This window comes from Saccharopolyspora sp. ASAGF58, from assembly GCF_012277335.1.
Classification (GTDB): Bacteria; Actinomycetota; Actinomycetes; order Mycobacteriales; family Pseudonocardiaceae; genus Saccharopolyspora; species Saccharopolyspora hattusasensis.
On sequence record NZ_CP040605.1, the window covers coordinates 801,200 to 824,073 of the forward strand.

At 68.7% G+C, this 22,874-nt stretch carries 25 protein-coding genes and 1 pseudogene; 14 read left to right on the plus strand and 12 right to left on the minus strand.

What is annotated here, in order from left to right:
• Nucleotides 1–21: 21 nt before the first annotated feature.
• Both FDZ84_RS03470 and FDZ84_RS03475 read left to right on the plus strand, forming a co-directional pair.
• Complete coding sequence (locus FDZ84_RS03470) at nucleotides 22–864, plus strand: methylenetetrahydrofolate reductase (protein ID WP_168589772.1); 843 nt, start codon at nucleotides 22–24, stop codon at nucleotides 862–864.
• The gene (locus FDZ84_RS03475; protein ID WP_168584681.1) at nucleotides 861–2,558 is read left to right on the plus strand and encodes a formate--tetrahydrofolate ligase; all 1,698 of its coding nucleotides are present in this window, start codon (nucleotides 861–863) and stop codon (nucleotides 2,556–2,558) included. Before FDZ84_RS03470 ends, FDZ84_RS03475 begins: the two co-directional genes overlap by 4 nt.
• Before the next feature lie 49 nt (nucleotides 2,559–2,607).
• Here FDZ84_RS03475 and FDZ84_RS03480 read toward each other — a convergent pair whose 3' ends face one another.
• From FDZ84_RS03480 to FDZ84_RS03485, 3 genes are read right to left on the minus strand one after another with little or no spacing between them, the layout of a single operon-like run.
• Complete coding sequence (locus tag FDZ84_RS03480; protein ID WP_168584682.1) at nucleotides 2,608–2,769, minus strand: DUF397 domain-containing protein; 162 nt, start codon at nucleotides 2,767–2,769, stop codon at nucleotides 2,608–2,610.
• Nucleotides 2,766–2,900 (minus strand): hypothetical protein, encoded by a 135-nt coding sequence (locus FDZ84_RS40470; RefSeq protein WP_371812763.1) that lies wholly within the window; start codon nucleotides 2,898–2,900, stop codon nucleotides 2,766–2,768. The genes FDZ84_RS03480 and FDZ84_RS40470 overlap by 4 nt, the downstream gene beginning before the upstream one ends.
• A 34-nt stretch (nucleotides 2,901–2,934) precedes the next feature.
• Nucleotides 2,935–3,642, minus strand: a complete 708-nt coding sequence (locus FDZ84_RS03485) for a helix-turn-helix domain-containing protein (protein ID WP_371812764.1) — start codon at nucleotides 3,640–3,642, stop codon at nucleotides 2,935–2,937.
• On the opposite strand from FDZ84_RS03485, the gene FDZ84_RS03490 reads away from it, so the two are divergent.
• From FDZ84_RS03490 to FDZ84_RS03500, 3 genes are all read left to right on the plus strand, one after another.
• Nucleotides 3,608–3,952 carry a hypothetical protein gene (locus FDZ84_RS03490; RefSeq protein WP_168584684.1) on the plus strand — a complete coding sequence of 115 codons (345 nt, stop codon included), beginning with the start codon at nucleotides 3,608–3,610 and terminating at the stop codon, nucleotides 3,950–3,952. The two genes, FDZ84_RS03485 and FDZ84_RS03490, sit on opposite strands and share 35 nt — an antisense overlap.
• Before the next feature lie 231 nt (nucleotides 3,953–4,183).
• On the plus strand, nucleotides 4,184–4,714 hold the full coding sequence (locus FDZ84_RS03495) for a hypothetical protein (protein ID WP_168584685.1): 531 nt from the start codon (nucleotides 4,184–4,186) through the stop codon (nucleotides 4,712–4,714).
• Between the two features lie 112 nt (nucleotides 4,715–4,826).
• Nucleotides 4,827–5,162 carry a YnfA family protein gene (locus tag FDZ84_RS03500; RefSeq protein ID WP_168584686.1) on the plus strand — a complete coding sequence of 112 codons (336 nt, stop codon included), beginning with the start codon at nucleotides 4,827–4,829 and terminating at the stop codon, nucleotides 5,160–5,162.
• Nucleotides 5,163–5,171: 9 nt separating this feature from the next.
• Here FDZ84_RS03500 and FDZ84_RS03505 read toward each other — a convergent pair whose 3' ends face one another.
• The gene (locus FDZ84_RS03505) at nucleotides 5,172–5,516 is read right to left on the minus strand and encodes a metalloregulator ArsR/SmtB family transcription factor (RefSeq protein ID WP_168584687.1); all 345 of its coding nucleotides are present in this window, start codon (nucleotides 5,514–5,516) and stop codon (nucleotides 5,172–5,174) included.
• A gap of 99 nt (nucleotides 5,517–5,615) precedes the next feature.
• Here FDZ84_RS03505 and FDZ84_RS03510 point away from each other — a divergent pair, with 99 nt between their 5' ends.
• Entirely contained in the window at nucleotides 5,616–7,514 is a 1,899-nt protein-coding gene (locus FDZ84_RS03510) for a heavy metal translocating P-type ATPase (RefSeq protein ID WP_168584688.1), read from the plus strand.
• 203 nt (nucleotides 7,515–7,717) lie between these two features.
• Entirely contained in the window at nucleotides 7,718–8,569 is an 852-nt protein-coding gene (locus FDZ84_RS03515) for an SAM-dependent methyltransferase (protein WP_168584689.1), read from the plus strand.
• A gap of 230 nt (nucleotides 8,570–8,799) precedes the next feature.
• Here FDZ84_RS03515 and FDZ84_RS03520 read toward each other — a convergent pair whose 3' ends face one another.
• From FDZ84_RS03520 to FDZ84_RS03530, 4 genes are all read right to left on the minus strand, one after another.
• Nucleotides 8,800–9,390: a DUF1349 domain-containing protein gene (locus FDZ84_RS03520; RefSeq protein ID WP_168589773.1), complete on the minus strand. Its 591-nt coding sequence runs from the start codon at nucleotides 9,388–9,390 to the stop codon at nucleotides 8,800–8,802.
• A 46-nt stretch (nucleotides 9,391–9,436) separates the two neighbouring features.
• Complete coding sequence (locus FDZ84_RS38520; protein ID WP_246868773.1) at nucleotides 9,437–9,547, minus strand: universal stress protein; 111 nt, start codon at nucleotides 9,545–9,547, stop codon at nucleotides 9,437–9,439.
• Nucleotides 9,538–9,723, minus strand: a complete 186-nt coding sequence (locus FDZ84_RS38525) for a hypothetical protein (protein WP_246868774.1) — start codon at nucleotides 9,721–9,723, stop codon at nucleotides 9,538–9,540. Before FDZ84_RS38525 ends, FDZ84_RS38520 begins: the two co-directional genes overlap by 10 nt.
• A 251-nt stretch (nucleotides 9,724–9,974) precedes the next feature.
• Nucleotides 9,975–12,503 carry an RNA helicase gene (locus FDZ84_RS03530; protein WP_168584690.1) on the minus strand — a complete coding sequence of 843 codons (2,529 nt, stop codon included), beginning with the start codon at nucleotides 12,501–12,503 and terminating at the stop codon, nucleotides 9,975–9,977.
• A gap of 157 nt (nucleotides 12,504–12,660) precedes the next feature.
• On the opposite strand from FDZ84_RS03530, the gene FDZ84_RS03535 reads away from it, so the two are divergent.
• The 7 genes from FDZ84_RS03535 (at nucleotide 12,661) to FDZ84_RS03565 (ending at nucleotide 19,174) form a co-directional block, all read left to right on the plus strand.
• Nucleotides 12,661–12,861 (plus strand): hypothetical protein, encoded by a 201-nt coding sequence (locus tag FDZ84_RS03535; protein WP_168584691.1) that lies wholly within the window; start codon nucleotides 12,661–12,663, stop codon nucleotides 12,859–12,861.
• A gap of 46 nt (nucleotides 12,862–12,907) precedes the next feature.
• Nucleotides 12,908–13,189: a type II toxin-antitoxin system Phd/YefM family antitoxin gene (locus FDZ84_RS03540; RefSeq protein WP_168584692.1), complete on the plus strand. Its 282-nt coding sequence runs from the start codon at nucleotides 12,908–12,910 to the stop codon at nucleotides 13,187–13,189.
• The gene (locus tag FDZ84_RS03545) at nucleotides 13,186–13,446 is read left to right on the plus strand and encodes a type II toxin-antitoxin system RelE/ParE family toxin (protein WP_168584693.1); all 261 of its coding nucleotides are present in this window, start codon (nucleotides 13,186–13,188) and stop codon (nucleotides 13,444–13,446) included. The genes FDZ84_RS03540 and FDZ84_RS03545 overlap by 4 nt, the downstream gene beginning before the upstream one ends.
• A gap of 168 nt (nucleotides 13,447–13,614) precedes the next feature.
• Nucleotides 13,615–15,588 (plus strand): methylmalonyl-CoA mutase family protein, encoded by a 1,974-nt coding sequence (locus FDZ84_RS03550; protein WP_246869119.1) that lies wholly within the window; start codon nucleotides 13,615–13,617, stop codon nucleotides 15,586–15,588.
• Nucleotides 15,585–17,804, plus strand: a complete 2,220-nt coding sequence (scpA, locus tag FDZ84_RS03555; protein WP_168584694.1) for a methylmalonyl-CoA mutase — start codon at nucleotides 15,585–15,587, stop codon at nucleotides 17,802–17,804. Before FDZ84_RS03550 ends, scpA begins: the two co-directional genes overlap by 4 nt.
• 2 nt (nucleotides 17,805–17,806) lie before the next feature.
• Nucleotides 17,807–18,793 carry a methylmalonyl Co-A mutase-associated GTPase MeaB gene (meaB, locus tag FDZ84_RS03560; RefSeq protein ID WP_168584695.1) on the plus strand — a complete coding sequence of 329 codons (987 nt, stop codon included), beginning with the start codon at nucleotides 17,807–17,809 and terminating at the stop codon, nucleotides 18,791–18,793.
• A 24-nt stretch (nucleotides 18,794–18,817) separates the two neighbouring features.
• Complete coding sequence (locus FDZ84_RS03565) at nucleotides 18,818–19,174, plus strand: GntR family transcriptional regulator (RefSeq protein ID WP_168584696.1); 357 nt, start codon at nucleotides 18,818–18,820, stop codon at nucleotides 19,172–19,174.
• A gap of 255 nt (nucleotides 19,175–19,429) precedes the next feature.
• On the opposite strand, the pseudogene FDZ84_RS03570 reads toward FDZ84_RS03565, so the two are convergent.
• The 4 genes and pseudogenes from FDZ84_RS03570 to FDZ84_RS03585 form a co-directional block, all read right to left on the minus strand.
• Nucleotides 19,430–19,642, minus strand: a pseudogene (locus FDZ84_RS03570) (integrase core domain-containing protein); the annotation flags it as partial.
• 48 nt (nucleotides 19,643–19,690) lie between these two features.
• A complete protein-coding gene (locus tag FDZ84_RS03575; protein WP_168584698.1) occupies nucleotides 19,691–19,990 on the minus strand; it encodes a DUF6262 family protein in 300 nt (99 codons plus the stop codon).
• On the minus strand, nucleotides 19,987–21,906 hold the full coding sequence (locus FDZ84_RS03580) for a tyrosine-type recombinase/integrase (RefSeq protein WP_168584699.1): 1,920 nt from the start codon (nucleotides 21,904–21,906) through the stop codon (nucleotides 19,987–19,989). Before FDZ84_RS03580 ends, FDZ84_RS03575 begins: the two co-directional genes overlap by 4 nt.
• The gene (locus tag FDZ84_RS03585) at nucleotides 21,866–22,873 is read right to left on the minus strand and encodes a tyrosine-type recombinase/integrase (protein ID WP_210435142.1); all 1,008 of its coding nucleotides are present in this window, start codon (nucleotides 22,871–22,873) and stop codon (nucleotides 21,866–21,868) included. The genes FDZ84_RS03580 and FDZ84_RS03585 overlap by 41 nt, the downstream gene beginning before the upstream one ends.
• Nucleotide 22,874: the final 1 nt, after the last annotated feature.

Genomic DNA, 22,874 nt, shown 5'->3' on the forward strand with positions numbered 1-22,874 from the left:
CCAGGAGAGGTGGTGATCGCGATGAACGCCAACGCCGAGCGACTGGAGCAGTACCTGATGAACGCCAGGTTCGAGGTGCTGCCGCTGCGCGGCGCGGTCGAGCGTGCCGAACAGCTGCCGCCGGGGACGACCGTGACCATCACGTCGTCGCCGACGAAGGGCACCGAGGCGACGCTGGACGTCGCCGCCCAGCTGCTGGGCCGCGGCCTGCACGCGGTGCCGCACCTGGCCGCCCGGCTGATCGCCGACACCGCGCACCTGACGGCGCTGCTGGATCGCGTGGACGCGTTGGGGTTGTCCGAGGTCTTCGTGGTGGCCGGGGATTCCCCCCATCCCCGCGGCGAATTCCCGGACGCGTTGGCGCTGCTTCGCGCGATGGACGAGCTGGGGCGGCGGCCCGCGCGGGTGGGCATCACCGGTTATCCCGAGCGGCACGCGTTCATCTCCGACGCTTCGACCATCCGCGCGATGACCGAGAAGTCCCGCTACGCCGACTACGTCATCTCGCAGATCTGCTACGACCCGCACACCGTTGCGTCCTGGGTGAAGGACGTGCGCGCCCGCGGCCTGGCGCTGCCGATTTACATCGGGGTGCCGGGCGTGGTGGACGCGCACAAGCTGCTGCGGATCTCGCTGAAGATCGGGCTGGGCGACTCGATGCGCTTCCTGCGCAAGCAGCACGGCGTGGTGTCGAAGCTGCTCACCCGCTACACGCCGGAGGAGCTGTTCGACGGGCTGTCCCCCTACCTCGTCGACACCACCTGCGGAATCGCGGGCTGGCACTTCTTCACCTTCAATGAGATCGCGAAGACGGTGCAATGGCGCCACGACCTGGTCGCCAGACTTCGGGAGGTCCCAGCATGAGCATCCCGTCCGATTTGGACATTTCGCGCGCCACCGCGCTCCTGCCGCTGGAGGACGTCGCAGCGCAGCTGGGCATCGGCGCGCACCTGCTCGAACCGTACGGGCGCAGCGCCGCGAAGATCTCGCTGGAGGCGCTCGACGAGCTGCCCGAGCGGCCGACCGCCCGCTACATCGTGGTCTCGGCGATCACGCCCACCCCGCTGGGCGAAGGCAAGACGACCACGACGGTGGGACTCGGCCAAGCCCTGCGGCACCTCGGCAAGCGGTCTGTGGTGGCGATCCGGCAGCCGTCGATGGGCCCGACGTTCGGCATCAAGGGCGGCGCCGCCGGCGGCGGGTACAGCCAGGTGGTGCCGATGGAGGCGCTGAACCTGCACCTCACCGGCGACATGCACGCGGTCACGGCGGCGCACAACCTGCTAGCCGCGATGCTGGACAACCACCTGCACCGGGGGAATTCGCTGGGCGTCGACCCGCACCGGATCACCTGGCGGCGGGTGCTCGACGTCAACGACCGCGACCTGCGCAACATCGTCACCGGCCTCGGCGGTCGGCTCGACGGCACGCCGCGGCAGACCGGTTTCGACATCACCGCGGCCAGCGAGGTGATGGCGGTACTGGCGCTTTCCACGTCGCTGCAGGACATGCGGCGGCGGCTGGGCCGGATCGTGGTCGGCTACACCCGCGACGGCGAGCCGGTCAGCGCCGAGCAGCTGCGGGCGGCCGGGGCGATGGCGGTGATCATGCGCGAGGCGATCAAGCCGAACCTGATGCAGACCACCGAGAACACGCCGGTGCTGGTGCACGCGGGACCGTTCGGCAACATCGCGCACGGCAACTCGTCGGTGGTGGCCGACCGCATCGCCAGCCGGTGCGCGGACTACGTGGTCACCGAGGCCGGGTTCGGGGCCGACATGGGCGCGGAGCGGTTCTTCAACATCAAGTGCCGCACCTCCGGCCTGCGCCCGGACGCGGCGGTGCTGGTGGCGACGGTGCGCGCGCTGAAGGCCCACTCCGGCCGGTACAAGGTGGTGGCGGGCAAGCCGCTGCCCGCGGCGATGCTCGCCGAGAACCCCGACGACGTGCTGGCCGGGGCGGCGAACCTCCGCAAGCAGATCGACAACATCCGGCTGCACGGGGTGTCTCCGGTGGTCGCGATCAACGCGTTCCCGACCGACTACTCCAGCGAGCACGAGGCGATCCGCCAGGTAGCCGAGGCCGAAGGCGCGCGCGTCGCGGTCAGCAACCACTTCCTGGAGGGCGGCAAGGGCGCGCTGGAACTGGCCGAAGCGGTGGTGGCGGCGGCCGAGGAACCGGCCGCGTTCCAGCTGCTCTACCCGGATTCGGCGGACCTGCGGGCGAAGATCGAAACCATCGCAACCAAGGTATACGGCGCGGCAGGGGTGTCGTACCTACCGGCGGCGGCCCGCGCACTGGACGGCTACGAGGCCAACGGCTTCGGGAACCTCCCGGTGTGCATCGCCAAGACCCACCTGTCGCTGAGCTCGGACCCGACCCTGCTCGGCGCCCCGACGGGCTGGACCCTCCCCGTCCGGGAAGTCCGGGCCTCGGTGGGAGCGGGCTTCATCTACCCAATCTGCGGAGAGATGCGCACGATGCCCGGCCTCGGCTCCCACCCGGCGGCGGAATCCATCGACATCGACGCCCACGGCCAAATCGTCGGCCTCAGCTGAGCGCTCAGGGCTCGTGAGTGCCTGATCCGGTTCTTACCGGAACAACCACTCACGACCCCACGTCAGCCGTCGAACTCGGAGACCAATCGCCGAGCTTGCTGTCACGGACCAGGGCGGTATCCATCATGTTCGTGGCGACCTCAACGCAGTTGCCTGCCTGAGCGCTGCGGCTGGATTTGCGCCATAAGGGTGTCGGGCTCACGTCTCTCACTCCTTCGAACCGGTGTGCGCATCCGCGATGCTACCCAGCAGGCGCCTCGACTCCTTGGCCGAAAGAGCTTGCGCTTGGAGAGTGCCGAACAACCGCGAAAGCTCTGCCACGTCGCGCAGATCATCGATCACGTGCCCACCGAGCGGGGTGTCGCTGAACGCCACATCATCGTGCGAAGCATCCTCGAACCGCAGAATGGTTGATCGGACCGACCGAGCCAGCATGGGCACCTGCTTCGAAGGGCAAGACCTGGAGATTGACGCTCGGTCGCTTCGCCACGGCAGCAAGATGCCGAAGCTGCTCAGCCATAACGGCTCGGGATCTGACAACGCGCGGAATGGCTTCCTCGGCCACCACAGCGTGCAGCGTTAGACCCCCGCCGTCATTCAGCCTCTCCTGCCGCTTGAGGCGGACATCAACCCAGCTCTGAAGTTCCGACTCAGACAGCTTGAGTCGGCCAACCTCGTGCACAGCTCGCGCGTAGTACTCGGTCTGCAGCAGCCCTGGGACCAACCCGAGCTCGAAGTGGAAGATCTCGCTGGCCTCGGCCTCGAATCCGACGAATGGAGCGAGGTAGGACGGCAGCTTGTAGCTGTGCCACCAGCCCCGCTGACCACTCTCCCGGCGCAGATGCTGGAGCTGTTCGACCAACTCCTCCGGAGCGTTGTAGAGCTCCAGCAGCGCGTCGAGATCTTTCGCGGACACCCTGGAGCGCCCGCGCTCCCAATGCCCCACTGTCGCTCGCGATCGCTCCAGATGCGCGGCTGCTTCGTCCAGGGACAAGCCTGCTTCGGTCCGCAGCTGCCGGAGCTGCACTCGAAGCTGAGGCACTGAAGGGATGAGCGCGCAAACTGTGATCGCCTGGACCATCATCGCTGGGATCGTCGCTCTTGCGGCCCTCACCTGGTATCTGCGCGCCTACTTCATGTGTCAGCCGCAGCATGCAGGGGGCGGCGAAGGCGCATTGACGGTTCGGTATCTGGCCATGCGGATCGAGGCCGAAACGAGCAGCGGTGGCCGTCACCGACTCCGCGAACCGACCACGATCCGCGGGGCTCCGCCCGACAACGCCAACGAGGGCACCCGAATTCCCGCGCTACCAGCACGAGCAGCAGATTCCGACGAGCGCGCATGCAATCCGCTGGTACTGCAGCGAATCCTCGCCGGACTGCGGCGCATGTAGACCCGGCGGGGGCACCGCGCATCGTTTCCCCTCCCAGGCCGGTGTCCTCGCCGATCCCACGTGCCCGAGCCCCGTCACTTCCCCAAGCGGCGCTCGGGCACCGGGATGGCCGGGCGGTGTATCACCTCCCCGATGTCCCCCGGCACTGCCCGGCCATCCACCCCAACCGGTCCACAAACCAACCCTCAGGAAGAGGAAACGTGCCAGGCGTTGATACAGGCAAGAGGTGAAATGACGAGCAACAGCAAGGAAGCCCGCCCTGGCCTGGCACATGGTGCTCGCGAGTTCGCGGGCACCATGTTCACGGCCTTCTACGGCGAGTTCACACCGCACCCGTGGCGCGCCCCGGACACGGACCGTGACGCGTACCTGCTGTTCTACGGGCGGTCGGTCGCGATGAGGTGGCTGCGCGACGACGGCCCGGCGGGTTTGTGGGGTATGAACGACGCCGGTCAGGAGCACCCGCTCGCCGACGCGTCGCTCGCAGCGTGGTTCCAGGTGGAGGCCGAATCGGTGCCTGGCGATCGGCCGCTGCCGGTACAGCCGTTCCTGAGTTGCGCCGGTGACGCGGTGGCGCGCATCGGCAGTCTGGCGTTGGACGTGGAGCAGGTGCTGCTGCCTGTCCAGTGCCTCGACACGGCGTCGCGACCGGAGACTCTCCGGTCGCCGTCGCTGCTCACCGCAGCCTGTTTCGACGACAGCGACCTGAGCGCCCGGCACGACGTCGCCACCCCGCTGCTGTTCACCGCGAGCCGGGTGTAGCACGCCCGCGGCGGATGCCCTTGGTGAGACCCGAGGGTGCAGGCAAGACTCAACCCACCAACGGCGTCGTTATCTTTCACGCATCACCGAGGCGGGCGGCTAGCGTTCGGGTATGTCCGTGTTGCGTTCCGTAGTCCTGTTCGTGATTGCCGCTCTCGCTGAGATCGGCGGGGCTTGGCTCGTTTGGCAGGGGGTCCGGGAGCAGCGGGGGCTGTTGTGGATCGGGGCCGACGTGATCGCGCTCGGCATCTACGGGTTCGTCGCCACCTTCCAGCCCGATGCGAACTTCGGCCGGATCCTCGCCGCCTACGGCGGGGTGTTCGTGGCGGGATCGCTGTTGTGGGGCGTGTTCGTCGACGGCTTCCGGCCCGCCCGTTGGGACATCATCGGGGCGCTGATCTGCCTGGTCGGCGTTGCCGTGATCATGTATGTGCCTCGTTCGGCCTGACGGCGCATGTCAGTCGCGGATGCCCAGGCGCAGGTGCTCGATGTGGTAGACGGCTTCGTCGAGGAGTTGGGCGACGTGGTTGTCGTACAGCGAGTAGACCACGCTTCGGCCGGAGCGGTTGCCGACGACGAGCCCGAGCGAGCGCAGCAGACGCAGCTGGTGCGAGACCGCGGACTGCTCCATTCCGACGGCCTCCGCCAGTTCGCCCACCGCCATCGCGCGCTGGCGCAGTTCGCTGAGGATCAGCAGCCTCGACGGCGTGGCCAGCGCCTGCAGCGTCTCGGCGACCGAGGCCGCTGACGCCGCGTCCAGCCGCGCGGCGGGCGTGACCTCGCGATTGACTACGTGACCCATGCCCGGCATTCTAACGACTGGGACATATGAATAGCTGATCACTCATTCATGTATCGTGCTCGCCCGGACCCGCAAAACGACGCCGGAAGGGTGCTCGCGATGACCGCCGCCACAGACCGCACGACCCCGCCGATACCCGCGCTGCCGAAGACCGGGCGCGGCCTGTTCGCGCTGCCGGAGGCGCGCTGGGCCGCCGCTGCGCTGGTGGCGTTCCTGCTCGGCCTCGCCGTGCAGCTGACCGGCGGGCCGGCCGGGCTCTACTGGGCGCTCTACCTGGTCTGCTACGCCACCGGCGGCTGGGAACCGTGCCTGGCCGGGCTGCAGGCGCTGCGCGAGAAGACCCTGGACGTGGACCTGCTGATGATCGTCGCGGCCATCGGCGCCGCCGCCATCGGGCAGATCACCGACGGCGCGCTGCTGATCGTCATCTTCGCCACCTCGGGCGCCCTGGAGGCCTACGCAACCGCCCGCACCGAGGACTCGGTGCGCAGCCTGCTCGACCTGGCGCCGGAGACCGCGGTCCGGGTGCGCGACGGCGTCGAAGAGACCGTCGACACGGCGAAGTTGCAGGTCGGCGACGTGATCGTGGTGCGCCCTGGGGAGCGGATCGGCGCCGACGGCGAGGTCCTCGACGGCGCGAGCGACGTCGACCAGGCGACCATCACCGGCGAGCCGCTGCCGGTGGCGAAGCAGCCGGGCGACGAGGTGTTCGCGGGCACCCTCAACGGCACCGGCGCGCTGCGGGTGCGCGTCGCGAAAGACGCTTCCGAATCGGTGATCGCGCGCATCGTGGCACTGGTCGCCGAGGCCGGCGAGACGAAGGCGCCGACACAGCTGTTCATCGAGAAGGTCGAGCAGCGGTACTCGATCGGCGTCGTGGTGGCGACGCTCGCGGTGTTCGCGATCCCCCTGCTGCTCGGCGACGACCTGCAGAGCGCCCTGCTGCGCGCGATGACGTTCATGATCGTCGCCTCGCCGTGTGCCGTGGTGCTGGCCACGATGCCGCCCCTGCTGTCCGCGATCGCCAACGCCGGGCGGCACGGCGTGCTGGTGAAGTCGGCCGTGGTGATGGAACGGCTCGGCGAGGTCGAGCGGGTCGCGCTGGACAAGACCGGCACCCTCACCGAAGGCACGCCGCGCGTGGTGCGGATCGACCCGGCCGAGGGCTGGGCGACCGACGAGCTCCTCGCGCTGGCCGCAGGCGCGGAGCACCTCAGCGAGCACCCGCTGGCGCGCGCGATCGTGGCCGCCGCGCACGAGAAGGAGATCGCCATTCCGCACACCGAGGACTTCCACGCGACCCCGGGGCACGGCGTCTCGGCCACTGTGGACGGACGCGCGGTGGAGGTCACCAGCCCGCGCGACTCGGACTTCGCCGCCGACCTGGAGGCCGCGGGCCACACCGCGGTGCTCGTGACCGTCGACGGCGCGCCCGCCGGGGTTCTCGGGATCGCCGACCGGCTGCGCCCGGACGCCGCCGAAGCGGTGCGGGAGCTGCGAGAACTGACCGGCTCGGAACCGGTGCTGCTCACCGGCGACAACAAGCGCGCGGCCGCGCAGGTCGCCGCCGAAGTGGGCATCGACGACGTGCGCGCCGGGCTCCTGCCTGCAGACAAGGTCGCGGCGGTGCGGGAATCCGGGCAGCGGACGATGGTGCTGGGCGACGGCGTCAACGACGCGCCCGCGCTGGCCGCCGCGCACTGCGGGGTGGCGATGGGTCGCACCGGCTCCGACCTGACGCTGCAAACGGCGGACGTGGTGGTCGTCCGCGACGAACTGGCCGCCGTGCCGAAGGTCGTGGACCTGTCCCGCCGCGCCCGCCGCCTGGTCAAGCAGAACCTGGTCATCGCGGGCACCTTCATCACCGTGCTCGTGTTGTGGGACCTGGTCGGGAACCTGCCGCTGCCGCTGGGCGTGGCGGGCCACGAGGGTTCGACGATCATCGTGGGCCTCAACGGCCTGCGCCTGCTCGGCGAACACGCCTGGCGCCGCCGCTGACCGCTGGCGGCTAGGCGCATTCACGTCCGCACAGGACGACTTCGAGGGGCGGCCGGGCCGTCGAGCAGCCCGCCGAGGTTCATCCCGGCCCTCACCAGCGCTGTCGATCTCCTTCCACACGACAATACCGGGTGGTATGCAACAGCGTGACCACCTCATCACCCCTGGTGCAGTTTCATTTGAAACTGCGGGAAGGAGACACCGTGTCGACCAACGAGGAATGGGACATCGCGTCGGGTGTCGGGATCACCGCGTTGATGGTCGCCAGCGCCCGAGCGCTGGAAACCAAGCGCGCCGACCGGCTGATCGACGACCCGTACGCGGCGATGCTGGTGCAGGCCGCCGGACCTGCGGTGCCCGCGGACTTCGAATCGTCCTGGCAGGACGCGATCGACTACATCGGCCTGCGCTCCCGATTCTTCGACGAGTGGTTCGAGGAGTCCTGCGCGGCGGGCGTGCGGCAAGGAATCATCCTGGCCGCGGGCCTGGACACCAGGGCGTTCCGGCTGCCGTGGCCGCCCGGATTCCGGCTCTTCGAAATCGACCAGCCGAAGGTGTTGGCCTACAAGGACGAAGTCCTCGCGGCCCACGATGCCCGTCCCGGCTGCGATCGCCACGCGGTCGCGGTGGACCTGCGCGAAGACTGGCCCGCCGCGCTCCGGGACGCCGGTTTCGATCCGACCCGACCCACCGCCTGGCTGGCGGAGGGGCTCCTGCCCTACCTGCCCGCGGCAGCCGAAGCACGCCTGCTGGAAGTCGTCCACGAGTTGTCCGCGCCGGGCAGCCGGGTCGCGATCGAGAACCTGACCACGAAGCGGACGGTACCTCAGGACGATGACTTCACGCGGCCGTCGGCGAAGTGGGGCGTCGACCTGAACGTGCTGCTCAGCCCCGAAGACCGGCCGGATCCGGAGGACCGGCTCGCCGGGTTCGGCTGGCGCGTGCGGCGCGAGACGATCGACGAGGCAGCCGCCCGGCTTGGCCGCGAACTCACCGAAACCGGCCGCAGCTTCACCGACCCCTTATACTCCCTCACCGCCGAACTGCCGAGCTGACCAAGAGGCTATTTCCAGGCTCGATTTCCGTAGCGGTGCGGGTAGCGGAACCTCAGGAGCCTTCTCGTGGTGGGATCCCCGACTCATGAATGCATGTTCATGAGCCGGGCTGTCCTCGCGAGATAGCTCGGGGTGCGGGGTGTCCCCTCACGACACTGTTGAGAACCCGCAGCGGTACGAGCTTCGGGGGTGAGCTAAGCGGGGCGCCGCTTCAAAGATGTTCGAGAAGACTACGAGCCCTCCACGAGGGACAGTTCGGCGAAGCGGATCGGGAAACCCGCGCCGTCCGGGGAGGCGCACATCAGCCCGGCCTCGGCCGGGACCTCCGGCGGGAAGTACGCCACCCGAAGCAGCGTCTTGGGCTCGTCGCCTTCGGCGGCGTAGCGGATCGTCGCGGTGTCGCCGGCCCGCTCCAGTTGAAGGGTGATCGACTCGACCGGGCCGCACACCGCAGCCAGCGGCACCACGTTCCAGTCCGAGACCTCGCGGGTCACGACCGCGCTGAGCAGCTGCTCGCCGTCGACGAGCTCGATGCCCGCCTTGATCCAGTTCTGCTCGTCCAGCCGCAGCAGCAACCCGGCTTGGTCGTACTGCTCCCGGTAGTCGCCGAAGAACCGGGTCGTCAGGGTGAACCGCGGGCCCACCGGGCGCAGCAGCGCGTGCCCGCTGTCGCGCACGAAGCCGTAGTGGGTCGTCCGCCAGAAATCCGTGCCGGAATCGGCGGTCACCGTCAATCCCGCGTAGGACAACCAGTTCACCGGCGGGTTGAGCCACCGCCAACCGTCGAGCCCGAACAGCGTGATTTCCTCGGCCTGCTGCATGCCCACCTGTTTCCACTTGTCCGACGTGCCCGCCGGTCTGGCCTCGTCAGCGGACGACGACGACCGGGCAGGCAGCGTGGTGCACCAGCTTCAACGCCACCGACCCGACCGGCATGCCAGTGAAGGCGCCGTGTCCTTTGCCGCCAATCACAAGCATATCGGCCTGCTTGGCACCACCTGCCCGCGGATGAGCCGGGATCGCAGGTCCACGGCGGGAAAATCGGCCTTGACCGCCGTCACGGCGGCGTCCAGCGCCTCGCGCGCCCGCTGCTCCAGCTCGCTGCCCGGGCTCGGCAGACGATATCCGAACTGGACCGGTTGGTGCCAGACCATGATCGCGTGCGCGATGCCGCCTACCTCGCGGATCTGGTAGCCGCAATTTCAATGGAACTTGCGGAAGTTCCCCACGACCCCCGGCGTGTCGGGGTCCGACACGCCGGTAATCCGCAAGTTCCATTGAAATCGAAGGTCCGATTTCAATGGAACTTGCGGTCGGACACGGCGGGAACGGCAGGTCCGCGCCGGCACCTTGCCACCGTAGATGTTGCCGCCGATGACCCCACACAACCGGGGCGGATCGGAGCTCAGAGCTGGTTGACGTCGGTGATCCGGATTACCGCGGTGCCCGCCTCGTCGGAGGCGGCGAGGTCGACCTCGGCGCTGATGCCCCAGTCGCGGTCCTCGGCCGGGTCGGCGAAGATCTGCCGGACCAGCCAGCGTTCCGGCTCCTCGGTGATGATGAGCAGCGCCGGGCCGCGCGCGTCCGGGCCGGTGCCGATCTCCTCGTGCTGCTCGAAGTACTCCTCCAGCGCGTCTTCCCACGCGTCGGCGTCCCAGCCGCCTTCCGCGTCCAGCGCACCGAGCTGGTCGTAGCGCCGCCGCGCCGCCAGCTCCACGCGGCGGAACAACGCGTTGCGCACCTGCACCCGGAAGGCCCGCTTGTTCAGCGTGATCCGCTCCGGGGCCTTGTCCATCGCCACGGCCGTCGGCCCCGCGCCCGGGTGGCGCAGCTTCTCCCACTCGTCGAGCAGGCTGGAGTCGACCTGCCGGACCAGCTCGCCGAGCCACTCGATGATGTCGGTGAGTTCCTCGGACTTGGCGTCGTCGGGAACCGTGTGGCGCAGTGCCTTGTAGACGTCGGCCAGGTAGCGCAGCACCAGCCCCTCGGAGCGGGCCAGCCCGTAGAAGTTGACGAACTCGACGAAGTTCATCGCCCGCTCGAACATGTCGCGGGCCACCGACTTCGGCGACAGCTCGTGCTCGCCGACCCACGGGTGCCCCTTGCGGTAGGTCTCGTAGGCGGCTTCCAGCAGTTCGGCCAGCGGCTTGGGGTGGGTGATCTCCTCCAGCAGTTCCATCCGCTCGTCGTACTCGATGCCGTCGGCCTTCATCTGCGAGACGGCCTCGCCGCGGGCCTTGAACTGCTGCTGCGACAGCACCTGCCGCGGATCGTCCAAAATGGACTCTATGACGGACAGCACGTCCAGCGGGTAGCCCGGCGACCCGGAATCCAGCAGCTCGATGGCGGCCAGCGCGAACGGCGAGAGCGGCTGGTTGAGCGCGAAGTCGAACTGCAGGTCCATCGTCAGCCGCACCCGGCGGCCCTGCTCGTCGGGCTCGTCGAGCTGCTCGACCACCCCGGCGGCCAGCAGCGCGCGGTAGATCGCGATGGCGCGCAGGATGTGGCGGCGCTGCGTCGGCCGGTCCTCGTGGTTGTCGGTGAGCAGGTGCGACATTGCGGAGAACGCATCACGATGCCGACCGTTGGAGGGCCGGTTGATGACGTTGAGCAGCATCGCGTGGTTGACGGTGAAGCTGGACCGCAGCGGCTCCGGCTCGGCGGACTCCAGCTTCTCGAAAGTCTTCTCGCTCCAGGACACGAAGCCCTCGGGCGCCTTCTTGCGCACCAGCTTGCGCTTCTTCTTCGGGTCGTCGCCGGCCTTGGCCAGCGCCCGCTCGTTCTCGATCTCGTGCTCGGGTGCCTGCACCACCACGTAACCGGCGGTGTCGTACCCGGCGCGGCCGGCGCGACCGGCGATCTGGTGGAACTCCCGCGCCTTCAGGTGCCGGGTGCGAACCCCGTCGTACTTGGTCAGCCCGGTGATCAGCACGGTGCGGATCGGCACGTTGATGCCCACCCCTAGGGTGTCGGTGCCGCAGATGACCTTGAGCAGCCCGCCCTGCGCGAGCTGCTCCACCAGCCTCCGGTACTTCGGCAGCATCCCGGCGTGGTGCACCCCGATGCCGTGCCGCACCAGCCGCGACAGGGTCTTGCCGAATCCGGCGGTGAAGCGGAAGTCGCCGATCGCCTCGGCGATCTCGTCGCGCTGCTCGCGGGTGGCGACCTTGACGCTCATCAGCGCCTGCGCCTGCTCCAGCGCCGAAGCCTGGTTGAAGTACACGACGTACACCGGGGCCTGCTGGCCGGTCAGCAGCTCCTCGATCGTCTCGTGCAGCGGCGTCTTGGCGTAGCGGAAGGTCAGCGGGATCGGCCGCTCCGCCGAGGTGACCACGGCCGTCTCCCGGCCGGTGCGCCGGGTCAGGTCCTCCTGGAAGAAGGTGACGTCGCCGAGCGTCGCCGACATCAGCACGAACTGGGTGCGCGGCAGCTCCAGCAGCGGCACCTGCCACGCCCAGCCGCGGTCGGGCTCGGAGTAGAAATGGAACTCGTCCATCACGACCTGGTCCACGTCGGCGCGGTCGCCGTCGCGCAGCGCCATGTTGGCCAGGATCTCCGCCGTGCAGCAGATGATCGGGGCGTCGGCGTTGACGCTGCTGTCGCCGGTCATCATGCCGACGTTCTCGGCGCCGAAAATGTCCACCAGCGAGAAGAACTTCTCCGACACGAGCGCCTTGATCGGTGCGGTGTAGAAGCTGCGCTTGCCTGCGGCCAGCGCGGTGAAGTGCGCCCCAGTGGCCACCAGGCTCTTGCCGGAGCCGGTCGGCGTGCTCAGGATCAGGTTCGCCCCGGTCACGACCTCCATCAGCGCTTCTTCCTGCGCCGGGTAGAGCTCGATGCCCTGGTCGGTGGTCCAGGACACGAACGCGTCGAGCACCGCGTCGGGGTCCGGGGAGTCGGTCGAGAGGGCTGGGAGCTGGTCGGTGAGCTTCATCGTGCCCTCCATCGTCCCTGCCCAACTCCGGCCGAATCGACCCGGGGTGGCCGGATGCGGGCTCATCGGCCACGTCTTCGTGGGCACGCCGGTTTGCACGCTGGTGTTGGGCGCCGTCGATCGGGGACCATGGGGCACGTGCGGGAGGAGGGATGTCATGACGAGCCGGAACGTGCGCTTCGTCGGCGGGCCGCTGGACGGCCGGATCCAGGACCTCCGCGACTCCGAGGCGGTCGCGGGACGACTGCTGCGGCACATCCACCTGCACGACGGCCCGAAGATCGAAACCCACTACGAACTCCACTACACCCCGGAATCGGGCTGGGTCTACCACCTCTGCGGCCGCTCGCGGCAGTAACAGAGGGTGGTCGATTGACTACTTGTACCGACTGTACAATTCGTGCATGAGCGTCGAAGCTGTACACATGGACGACAGCGCCGCCATTGAAGTCAATGTCTCGTCTGCCCGCGCCCACCTGCCGAGCTACATCGAGCTGGCGAGCGAGGGCCAGTACGTCTACCTGACCCATCGGGGCAAGCGGGTTGCCGCACTCGTGGCAGCGGACGTCGCCGAGCACTGGGAAGCCGAAGAAGACGCCCACTGGGCGCGCCGCGTCGCCGAAGCAGAGGAGTCCGGCACGGTTTCCTGGGAAGCTGCAATCGTCGCGCTGGAGCGGGATCGGTGACCTACCAGATCGAGATCACCCGCGACGCCCTGAAAACCCTGGCCAAGCTTGACAAGCCGATTCGGCGACGGCTGCAGATCGCGATCGACCAGCTCGCCGACGATCCACGGCCCGCCGGAGCCATCGCGCTCAAGGGAGTCTCCGGTTACCTGCGGATCCGAGTCGCCGACTACCGGGTGATCTACCGCGTCGAAGACGGGCGTCTCGTCGTCGTGGTGGTCGCGGTCGGCCACCGCCGCGAGATTTACGAGCGCTGACACCCGCCCCCTCGCACCGACGGGTCAGGTGACTGGCGAAGAGCTCGCCGAACCGGCGGAGGCCCACCGCAGAGCGGGGCTAAGTGAATCGTGGCTAGTCCACCCAGCGATGCGAGTTCCAGGTCACAGATGGTTCCAGAACCGGCGGATCGGCTTACCATGACGTTCATGGTGGCTCACTCGACGACGAGCGGCGGCGGGCTGGACCTCTCCTCGGCCAGGCCCGTGGACCGCGAGCAGTGGCGGGCTCAGGTCAAGAAAGTGCTGCAGCGGTCCGGGCTGATCGGCGAGCAGGATCCCGCCGGGCCGGTGGAGGACGTGCTGGCCTCGACGACCTACGACGGCATAGTCGTGCACCCGCTTTACACCGAAGGCCCGCCGGAGGCCGGTGCGCCGGGGCTGGCGCCGTTCGTGCGCGGCAGCCGCCCACAGGGCAGCGTCGCCGAAGGCTGGGACGTGCGGCAGCGGCACGAGAACCCGGACGCAGCCGAGACGAACCGCGAGATCCTGGCGGACCTCTACAACGGGGTGTCGTCGCTGTGGCTGCGGCTCGGAGCCGGCGGGCTGGCGGTCGACGACCTCGCCGACGCGCTCACCGGCGTGCACCTGGACATGATCGGCATGACCCTCGACGCGGGCGCTGATTTCGGCGCGGCGGCGGACGCCTTCCTGGCGCTGGCCGCCGAGCAGGACCTGCCCGGCACCGCACTGCGCGGCAACCTTGGCGCCGACCCGCTGGGCGTGCAGGCCGGGACCGGCCGGCCCGGCGACCGGGACGCGGCGGTGTCGCTCGCCCGCCGCTGCGCTGCGGAGTTCCCGGAGCTGAAGGCGCTGGTCGTGGACGGGTTGCCGTACCACGACGCGGGCGGTTCGGACGCGCAGGAGCTCGGCTGCTCGCTCGCGGTGGGCACGACCTACCTGCGGTGGCTGACCGAGGCAGGGCTTGACGTCGACACCGCCGCCGGGCTGCTGGAGTTCCGCTTCGCCACCACCGCCGACCAGTTCCTGAGCATCGCCAAGCTGCGCGCCGCGCGGCGCCTGTGGGAGCAGGTGACCCGGTCCAGCGGCGCATCGGAGCCGGCGCGGGCACAGGCGCAGCACGCCGTGACGTCGGCGGCCATGCTGACCAGGCGTGACCCGTGGGTGAACATGCTGCGCACCACGATCGCCACATTCGCCGCCGGGGTCGGCGGCGCGCAGGCGGTGACCGCGCTGCCGTTCGACGCCGCGATCGGCCTGCCGGACGACTTCGCCCGCCGCATCGCGCGCAACACCCAGGCGCTGCTGCTGGAAGAGTCGCACCTGGCGCAGGTGATCGACCCGGCGGGCGGGTCCTGGTACGTCGAGTCGCTGACCGAGGAGCTGGCGCGGGCCGCCTGGCGGTGGTTCCAGGAGATCGAGGCGGCAGGCGGGCTGCCCGCCGCGCTGGAGTCCGGCCTGGTCACCGACCGGCTCGCGGCCACCTGGGAAGAGCGCCGCGCCGCGATCGCGCACCGCGAGGACGCGATCACCGGCGTCAGCGAGTTCCCGAACCTGGACGAGCCGCCGCTGGAACGGGAGCCCACGCCGGAACGGCCGTCCGGCGGCCTGCCGGTGCACCGCTACGCAGAAGACTTCGAGCGGCTGCGCGACGCCGGCGACGCGCAGCTGGAAGCCACCGGCCAACGCCCTGCGGTGTTCCTCGCAACGCTCGGCTCGCTCGCCGCGCACAACGCGCGCGCCTCGTTCGCGCGGAACCTGTTCGCAGCGGGCGGTATCGAATGCACGGACGCCGGCGCGACCGAGTCCACAGCGGACGTTCTCGCGGCCTACACCGGCGCGCCGGTGGTGTGTCTCTGCTCCAGCGACAAGGTTTACGCCGAACGCGCCGCGGAAACCGCTGCGGCGCTCAAGCGGGCCGGGGCGAAACACGTGCTGCTGGCCGGAAAACCGAGCGATCCGGCACCGGACGGCGTCGACGGCTTCGCCTTCGCCGGATGCGATGCGCTGGCCGTCCTGACCGACGTCCAGAAACTGTTGTCCATCAAGCCCGATACGCCCAGCAAGACCGATACGCCCAGCAAGACCGATGCGCCCAGCAAGACCGATGCGCCCATCAAGACCGATGCGCCCATCAAGACCGATGCGGGAGTGGGACGATGACGCAGATCCCGAACTTCGCCGACATCCCGCTGGACAGCGCCGATGTTCGCCGGCCGCCCGCCGCGGTCCCCGAGCGGTGGCAGCAGGAGCTGCTGTCCGCCACCGGCAAGGACTCCGACGCCCTGGTGTGGGAAGCACCGGAGGGCATCGGGATCAAGCCGCTCTACACCTCGGCCGACGTCGCGGGGCTCGACTTCCCGCACACCTACCCGGGTTTGGCGCCGTTCCTGCGCGGGCCGTACCCGACGATGTACGTCAACCAGCCGTGGACGGTGCGGCAGTACGCCGGGTTCTCCACCGCCGAGGAGTCCAACGCCTTCTACCGCCGCAACCTGGCCGCGGGCCAGAAGGGCCTGTCGGTGGCGTTCGACCTCGCCACCCACCGCGGCTACGACTCCGACCACCCGCGCGTGGCCGGCGACGTCGGCATGGCCGGGGTGGCCATCGACTCGATCTTCGACATGCGGCAGCTCTTCGACGGCATCCCGCTGGACAAGATGAGCGTGTCGATGACCATGAACGGCGCGGTGCTGCCGGTGATGGCGCTCTACATCGTCGCCGCCGAGGAGCAGGGCGTCGCGCCGGAGAAACTGGCGGGGACCATCCAGAACGACATCCTCAAGGAGTTCATGGTCCGCAACACCTACATCTACCCGCCGCAGCCGTCGATGCGGATCATCTCCGACATCTTCGCCTACACCTCGCAGCGGATGCCGAAGTTCAACTCCATCTCGATCTCCGGCTACCACATCCAGGAGGCCGGGGCGACCGCCGACCTGGAGCTGGCCTACACCCTGGCCGACGGCGTCGAATACCTGCGCGCCGGGCGGCAGGCCGGGCTCGACATCGACGCCTTCGCGCCCCGGCTGTCGTTCTTCTGGGGCATCGGGATGAACTTCGCGATGGAGGTCGCGAAGCTGCGCGCGGCCCGGCTGCTGTGGTCGAAGCTGGTGGCGGCCTTCGAGCCGCAGAACCCGAAATCGCTGTCGCTGCGCACCCATTCGCAGACTTCCGGCTGGTCGCTGACCGCCCAGGACGTCTACAACAACGTGGTGCGCACCTGCGTCGAGGCGATGGCCGCCACCCAGGGGCACACGCAGTCGCTGCACACCAACGCGCTCGACGAAGCGCTGGCGCTGCCCACCGACTTCTCCGCGCGCATCGCCCGCAACACGCAGCTGGTGCTGCAGCAGGAATCCGGCACCACGCGGGTGATCGACCCGTGGGGCGGCAGCTACTACCTGGAGCGTCTCACCGCGGACCTCGCCGAGCGCGCCTGGGCGCACATCACCGAGGTCGAGAACGCCGGGGGCATGGCGCAGGCCATCGACGCCGGAATCCCCAAGCTGCGCATCGAGGAGGCCGCGGCCCGCACCCAGGCCCGCATCGACTCCGGGCGGCAGCCGCTGATCGGCGTCAACAAGTACCGCTACGACGGCGACGAGCAGATCGACGTGCTCAAAGTCGACAACGCCGGGGTCCGTGCGCAGCAGCTGGAGAAACTGCGGCGACTGCGGGACGAACGCGACAGCGAGGCCTGCGAGGACGCGCTGCGCCGGCTCACCGCCGCGGCCGAGGCGTCGATGTCGGACGAGCGGCCCGCCGACCTGGCGCACAACCTGCTGACGCTGGCCGTGGACGCGGCGCGGGAGAAGGCGACCGTCGGGGAGATCTCCGATGCGCTGGAGAAGGTGTTCGGCCGCCACTCCGGGCAGATCCGTACGATCACCGGCGTGTACCGGGACGAGTCGGGGCCGTCGGAGCAGCTGGACGCGGCCCGCCAGCAGGTGGCGGACTTCGCCGAGGCGGAGGGCCGCCGCCCGCGCATCCTGGTCGCGAAGATGGGGCAGGACGGCCACGACCGCGGTCAGAAGGTGATCGCGACCGCGTTCGCCGACCTCGGCTTCGACGTGGACGTGGGCCCGCTGTTCCAGACCCCGGCCGAGGTGGCCCGCCAGGCCGCCGAGTCCGACGTGCACATCGTCGGCGTCTCCAGCCTCGCCGCCGGGCACCTCACCCTGGTGCCCGCGCTGCGCGACGAGCTGCGGGAACTGGGCCGCGACGACATCATGATCGTCGTCGGCGGGGTCATCCCGCCGGCCGACTTCGACGCCCTCCGGCAGTCCGGTGCCAGCGCGATCTTCCCGCCGGGCACGGTAATCGCCGACGCCGCGCTGGGCCTGCTCGCCGAACTCCGCACCCAACTCGACCACTGATCATGCCGCGAACGATCGACGTCCAGGACTACGCCAAGGGCGTGCTCGCCGGTTCCCGCACCAAGCTGGCGCAGGCGATCACGCTGGTCGAGTCGACCCGCAAGGACCACCGGGCGCTGGCCCAGGAGCTGCTCGTCGAACTGCTGCCACACAGCGGCGGCGCGCACCGGGTCGGCATCACCGGCGTGCCCGGCGTCGGCAAGTCGACGTTCATCGAGTCGCTGGGCTCGATGCTGACCGCGGCGGGGCACCGCGTCGCGGTGCTCGCGGTCGACCCGTCCTCGACGCGAAGCGGCGGCAGCATCCTCGGCGACAAGACCCGGATGGGCCGGCTGGCCAGCGACCCGGCGGCGTTCGTGCGGCCGTCGCCGTCGGCGGGCACGCTCGGCGGCGTCGCGCGCGCGACACGCGAGACGATCGTGCTGATGGAGGCGGCCGGTTACGACGTCGTGCTGGTCGAAACGGTCGGCGTCGGCCAGTCCGAGGTGACCGTGGCGGGCATGGTGGACTGCTTCCTGCTGCTCACCCTGGCCCGCACCGGCGACCAGCTGCAGGGCATCAAGAAGGGCGTGCTGGAGCTGGCCGACGTCATCGCCGTCAACAAGGCCGACGGCGATCACGCCGCCGAAGCCCGCAAGGCCGCCCGCGAACTCCGCAGCGCCCTGCGCCTGCTCACCCCGGTCAGCGCGACCTGGACGCCGCCGGTGCTGACCTGCAGCGGCCTGCAGGGACTCGGCCTGGACACGTTGTGGGAGCAGATCGAGCAGCACCGGGCGGCGCTGGCCGAGACCGGCGAGCTGGCGGACAAGCGCAGCCGCCAGCAGGTCGAGTGGACCTGGGCGCTGGTCCGCGACCAGCTGATGTCGGAGCTCACCCATCACCCCGGGGTGCGCGCGATCGTCGGCGAGGTGGAAACCCAGGTGCGGGCGGGAGAACTCACCGCCAGCCTCGCGGCGCAACGACTGCTAGACGCCTTCCGGAAATCCTGAACGCGACCTCGACCCAGGAGAACCATGCGGATCAGCGTTGACCCGAACTCCAGCGTGCCGCCCTTCGAACAGGTGCGGTCGACGCTCGCCGAGCAGATCAACAGCGGCGAACTGCCGGTGGGCAGCAAGCTCCCGACGGTCCGGGCACTGGCGGCGGACCTGGGCATCGCGGCGAACACGGCGGCGAAGGCCTACCGGGAGCTGGAACAGGCTGGCCTGCTCGAAACCCGCGGCCGCGCAGGCACTTTCGTCAGCGACGCGGGAAATCAAGCAGCGGCCCGAGCAGCCGAAGCGGCAGCGACCTACGCCCAGATCACCCACGCCCTGGGCATCCCGGCCACCGAAGCCCTAGCGATCGCGAAAGCAGCCCTCAAAGCGTGATCTTTTCCGGATCCGAAGGGCACTGTTTGGCGCCTGTTGGTGGCGGAGGTGGCGGCCCGGCCGTCGTGAGTGCGAAACCGGGCTGGAGCCCTTTTCCGCACTCACGACACCCGACCTGCGGCAACGTTGAACCGCGCTCTGTGTCCAGTCAGACCCAGCGGGTTCCAGTCCCCGGGGAGGCGACCTATTACACGCCCACGCAAGGGCAGCCCTGAGGGGCCTCGCGTTTTCCGGACAGGTGATTGACTGTCCATTTCACGCGGTTTTCGATAAGTTCAGGTGTTCGGTGTGGACTTCTCGTGGAGGCCGATACCCGACCGCCGAATGGAGCCTTCGCTGATTGTACCAAAGTTCGATATAGCGAGTGATGTCTTGTCGGGCGGCTTCTCGTGTTAGATAGGTCACGCGGGAAACGCGCTCGTTTTTCAGGGCGCCGAAGAACGATTCGGCCATAGCGTTGTCGAAACATTATCTGGCTAATGATCTCGGTTTCCGGTGATTGACCGGTTAACGCTTTCAGTCGTTTCTGGCTGTGAGGCGTCGGAGTTGTTCTTCGTGGTGGCGTACTCGGGTGGCGAGGGCGTCGAGTGCGGTGCGGAGGGTGGCGATCTCGTCGGTGAAGCCGGTGAGGGTGCCGTTAGTGCTGGTCTGGTGTCGGTGGTGTTCGATGACGGCGCGGAGGGTGGGGTTGCGGTAGAGGGTGGTGCGGCCCAGTCCGGTGCGAGCAGCAATGGCCGTGAAGGTGACGGCGTGGCCGTCGTGGATGAGTTGGGTGCAGGCGCGTTCGACGCGGTTGAGAGTGCTGGTTTTGGTCATCCTGCTTGGGCCTCGTTGATCAGGGTGTCGAGTCGGGCGATGAGGCGTTGGTGTCGTTGAGCTTCGGTGATCCAGCCGCGTTGTTCGGCGTCGCGGGCCAGTGCTTCGGCGTCGACGCGCTGGGCGGCGAGGATGGGCAGCGAGCTGGCTTCGGTGTGGAAGCTGGGGCAGTGCTCGCAGATGTTGGCGTAGGGGCAGGCGTCTTGGGCGGGTGCGCGCAGGCAGAATCCGCCGGCGAGGCGGGATTTGAGCAGAGGGGTGTCTTTCCAGTCGGCTCCGCCGGTGATGTCGGTGATGTCGGCCAGTGGCAGGCCGATCCTGCCGGTGGTGGGGGTGCGGGCCTGTTGTTTGGCGAGGTCGAGGCCTCGTTCGTATTCGGCTCGGACGGTGGTATCGAACAGTCGCCCGTAGCGCAGGCTCATTTCGGCGGAAACATGGCCCAGCAGCGCCATCAGTGCTTGGAGTGAGACCCCGGCGTTGACCAGGGCGGTAGCGTAGGTGTGGCGGAGCTGGTGCGGGGTGAGGTGGTCAAGTCCCGCGGCCTGAGCAGCGCGGTTGAGTTCGTGACGGACTGCGCTTTGGGACAGTCGCCGGCCGTGGTGGGTGAACAGGAACTGGACGGGACGCCGGTAGCGGGGGTGCGGCATGGGTCGTCCGTGGGCGCGGATGGCGGTGATGTGGTCGATCAGGTCGAGGATGTCGTCATCGATGGGGATCATCCGCTCTGTTTCCAGTTTGCCGAGCGGGATTTTCAGCCAGTGGCCGTGGTCGGGGACTTCGTGGACGCAGTCGAGTTCGAGGTCGAGGACCTCTCCGATGCGCAGCCCGCAGGCGCGTTGCAGTCGCAGGGCTGTTGCGGCCAGTTCGTTGCCGGGCTGTTCGGTGAGCACCTCGGTGAGTCGTCGGTCGATGTCGACTGGTAGGTAGCGGGGCAGGGTATGCGGGAGTTTGGGGACATCGTCGCGGAACATCAGCTTGCGGGGTGGTGCTTGCGGCCAGCCCCACTCGGTGATGTCGGTCAGAAAGCCCATCAGTGCGAGCACTCGCCGGGACCGGTCCGCGACGGTGATGAGCTCATTGTTAGTCGCGCTGATCGCGTCGACCAGCGACGTCAGGTAGGGCTCGATGTGTTTGCGGCGATCCAGCTCGGCGATGGAGCCGAGTTCGGGGTCGATGTCGGCCAGGAACACTCCGAAGTGTTTGAGCCGGGTTGCGATCGCCGACACCGTTTTCGGTTGGCAGGTTGCCCGTTTGCGTTCCAAATAGGCGATCATCGTCTCGCGGATCGGTGGCTGTAGGTCGGAAAGCCTTTGCGTGAACGGGACCGGGCCGCCCGAGCGTGGCAGCTCATCGACGATTCCCAGGTGAAACAGCACGCGCTGGGCGTTACTGGCCACCGCCAGATAGTGCTTGTGGCCCTTGCCAGTTCGCGTCTCGCGCTCCTGACACGCAGCCCGGAACTCGTCCAGATCGGCCACGGTGATCCGGTCCAGCGACCGTCCAGTCTGGATGAGCAGCCGGACCGGCACTTGGGAGCCGGTGGCGAACCGGACCCGTTCGGTGAACCCGAGCTCGGCGGCCGCGGTCATGAACCGATCGAGGTCTGGTCTCAGCGGTGAGTCTTTGATTTCCCGCCAGATGCTGGACAGTTTGCGTTCCAGCAGATAGTCATAGCCCGGTTGCAGCACCCGGTGCAGCATCAGGAACGTGATGATCGGCCGAGTCGAGCTCCCAGCCGACAAGCGAGTCTCCAACGACTCGGCCACCCACCCTCGCGGGTCCGGCCAGCGCCCGAAGAACACCCGAGCCGCCCACGAGTAAGCAGCGTTTCCCCGTCCTGTCTGCTGAAGATAGTCCAGATAGGCGATGTGCAGATCATTGCTGGGATTGGGAGCGGAGGCGATCGCGAGCGGCATCGAATTCTGCTTTCACGTGGGCCGGAGCCAGATGGATGTAGCGGGCGGTGGTGTCGACATGAGCGTGGCCGAGCAGGGCTTGCATCACCGCGAGATCAACCCCCGCTTCGGCCAGGGCGGTGCCGAAGGTGTGTCGCAGCGCGTGGGGATGTCCTCCGACGATGCCGGTGATTCCACGGTGATAGCGGAAGATCGTGCGCAGCCCGGCCGCGGTCAACGGCTGGCCCCGGTTCGGTCCCTTGGCCACGAGAAACAGGCGGCCACTGCCGGATTCGGGCCGCTCGGCCAGCACATACACCTGGATGACCGAGGCGACATCAGGGTCCAGCGGGACGCGGCGTTCCCGCTGGCCCTTACCGAGCACCTGCAGCCATCGGCCGCCGATATCGACATCGGCGATGTTCAGGCCCAGCACTTCGGCGGAGCGCAGCCCGCAATACAGCATCAAGCCCGCGATCGCCCTGTCCCGCCATGTGCGGAAGCTCGCCAACAGCTCCGCCGCATCGGACTGCGACAGCGCCGTGGGCAGGCGGCGGGGCTCCCGAAGCCGCAGCGACGAGCGGTTCTTCGGCCGACGAACGGTATACGCGAGCATCCCGCTGCGCTCACCCGCTACCCGCCAGCGGGCCTCCTTGCCTTTGGGGACCGGATTTTTCATGTCCGGGTCCCGCATCGCCGCGAACGCGAACAAACCCGAGATCGCGGCCAACCGACGATTGATCGTCGTGGCGGCGTACTGATCCATCCGACGCCCCGACAACGTGATCACGTTCGGCCCCGGCCGGCCGGGAACCGTCGCCTCACGGCAGGCGCGCAAGAACCGCAACAGCACCTCGGTGGTCACCTCCGGCAACGGCTGCTCCTCGGAAACGAGCCACCGGCAGAACGCCAAAAGGTCGTATCCGTAGGCACGCACGGTCTTCGGTGAGTAGTTCCGATCGGCCAGATGAGCCAAGTACTCATCCACC

Excerpts from the sequence above, each read along its gene's own strand:
- FDZ84_RS03575 (WP_168584698.1), bottom strand. The coding sequence starts at position 19,990 with ATGACCAAAACCAGCACTCTCAACCGCGTCGAACGCGCCTGCACCCAA.
- scpA (WP_168584694.1), top strand. The coding sequence starts at position 15,585 with ATGACGCAGATCCCGAACTTCGCCGACATCCCGCTGGACAGCGCCGAT.
- FDZ84_RS03510 (WP_168584688.1), top strand. The coding sequence starts at position 5,616 with ATGACCGCCGCCACAGACCGCACGACCCCGCCGATACCCGCGCTGCCG.
- FDZ84_RS03495 (WP_168584685.1), top strand. The coding sequence starts at position 4,184 with ATGACGAGCAACAGCAAGGAAGCCCGCCCTGGCCTGGCACATGGTGCT.
- FDZ84_RS03485 (WP_371812764.1), bottom strand. The coding sequence starts at position 3,642 with ATGATGGTCCAGGCGATCACAGTTTGCGCGCTCATCCCTTCAGTGCCT.
- FDZ84_RS38520 (WP_246868773.1), bottom strand. The coding sequence starts at position 9,547 with ATGCTTGTGATTGGCGGCAAAGGACACGGCGCCTTCACTGGCATGCCG.
- FDZ84_RS03530 (WP_168584690.1), bottom strand. The coding sequence starts at position 12,503 with ATGAAGCTCACCGACCAGCTCCCAGCCCTCTCGACCGACTCCCCGGAC.
- FDZ84_RS38525 (WP_246868774.1), bottom strand. The coding sequence starts at position 9,723 with ATGGTCTGGCACCAACCGGTCCAGTTCGGATATCGTCTGCCGAGCCCG.
- meaB (WP_168584695.1), top strand. The coding sequence starts at position 17,807 with ATGCCGCGAACGATCGACGTCCAGGACTACGCCAAGGGCGTGCTCGCC.
- FDZ84_RS03505 (WP_168584687.1), bottom strand. The coding sequence starts at position 5,516 with ATGGGTCACGTAGTCAATCGCGAGGTCACGCCCGCCGCGCGGCTGGAC.
- FDZ84_RS03500 (WP_168584686.1), top strand. The coding sequence starts at position 4,827 with ATGTCCGTGTTGCGTTCCGTAGTCCTGTTCGTGATTGCCGCTCTCGCT.
- FDZ84_RS03535 (WP_168584691.1), top strand. The coding sequence starts at position 12,661 with ATGACGAGCCGGAACGTGCGCTTCGTCGGCGGGCCGCTGGACGGCCGG.
- FDZ84_RS03470 (WP_168589772.1), top strand. The coding sequence starts at position 22 with ATGAACGCCAACGCCGAGCGACTGGAGCAGTACCTGATGAACGCCAGG.
- FDZ84_RS03565 (WP_168584696.1), top strand. The coding sequence starts at position 18,818 with ATGCGGATCAGCGTTGACCCGAACTCCAGCGTGCCGCCCTTCGAACAG.
- FDZ84_RS03580 (WP_168584699.1), bottom strand. The coding sequence starts at position 21,906 with ATGCCGCTCGCGATCGCCTCCGCTCCCAATCCCAGCAATGATCTGCAC.
- FDZ84_RS03550 (WP_246869119.1), top strand. The coding sequence starts at position 13,615 with ATGGTGGCTCACTCGACGACGAGCGGCGGCGGGCTGGACCTCTCCTCG.
- FDZ84_RS03475 (WP_168584681.1), top strand. The coding sequence starts at position 861 with ATGAGCATCCCGTCCGATTTGGACATTTCGCGCGCCACCGCGCTCCTG.
- FDZ84_RS03520 (WP_168589773.1), bottom strand. The coding sequence starts at position 9,390 with ATGCAGCAGGCCGAGGAAATCACGCTGTTCGGGCTCGACGGTTGGCGG.
- FDZ84_RS03490 (WP_168584684.1), top strand. The coding sequence starts at position 3,608 with ATGAGCGCGCAAACTGTGATCGCCTGGACCATCATCGCTGGGATCGTC.
- FDZ84_RS03540 (WP_168584692.1), top strand. The coding sequence starts at position 12,908 with ATGAGCGTCGAAGCTGTACACATGGACGACAGCGCCGCCATTGAAGTC.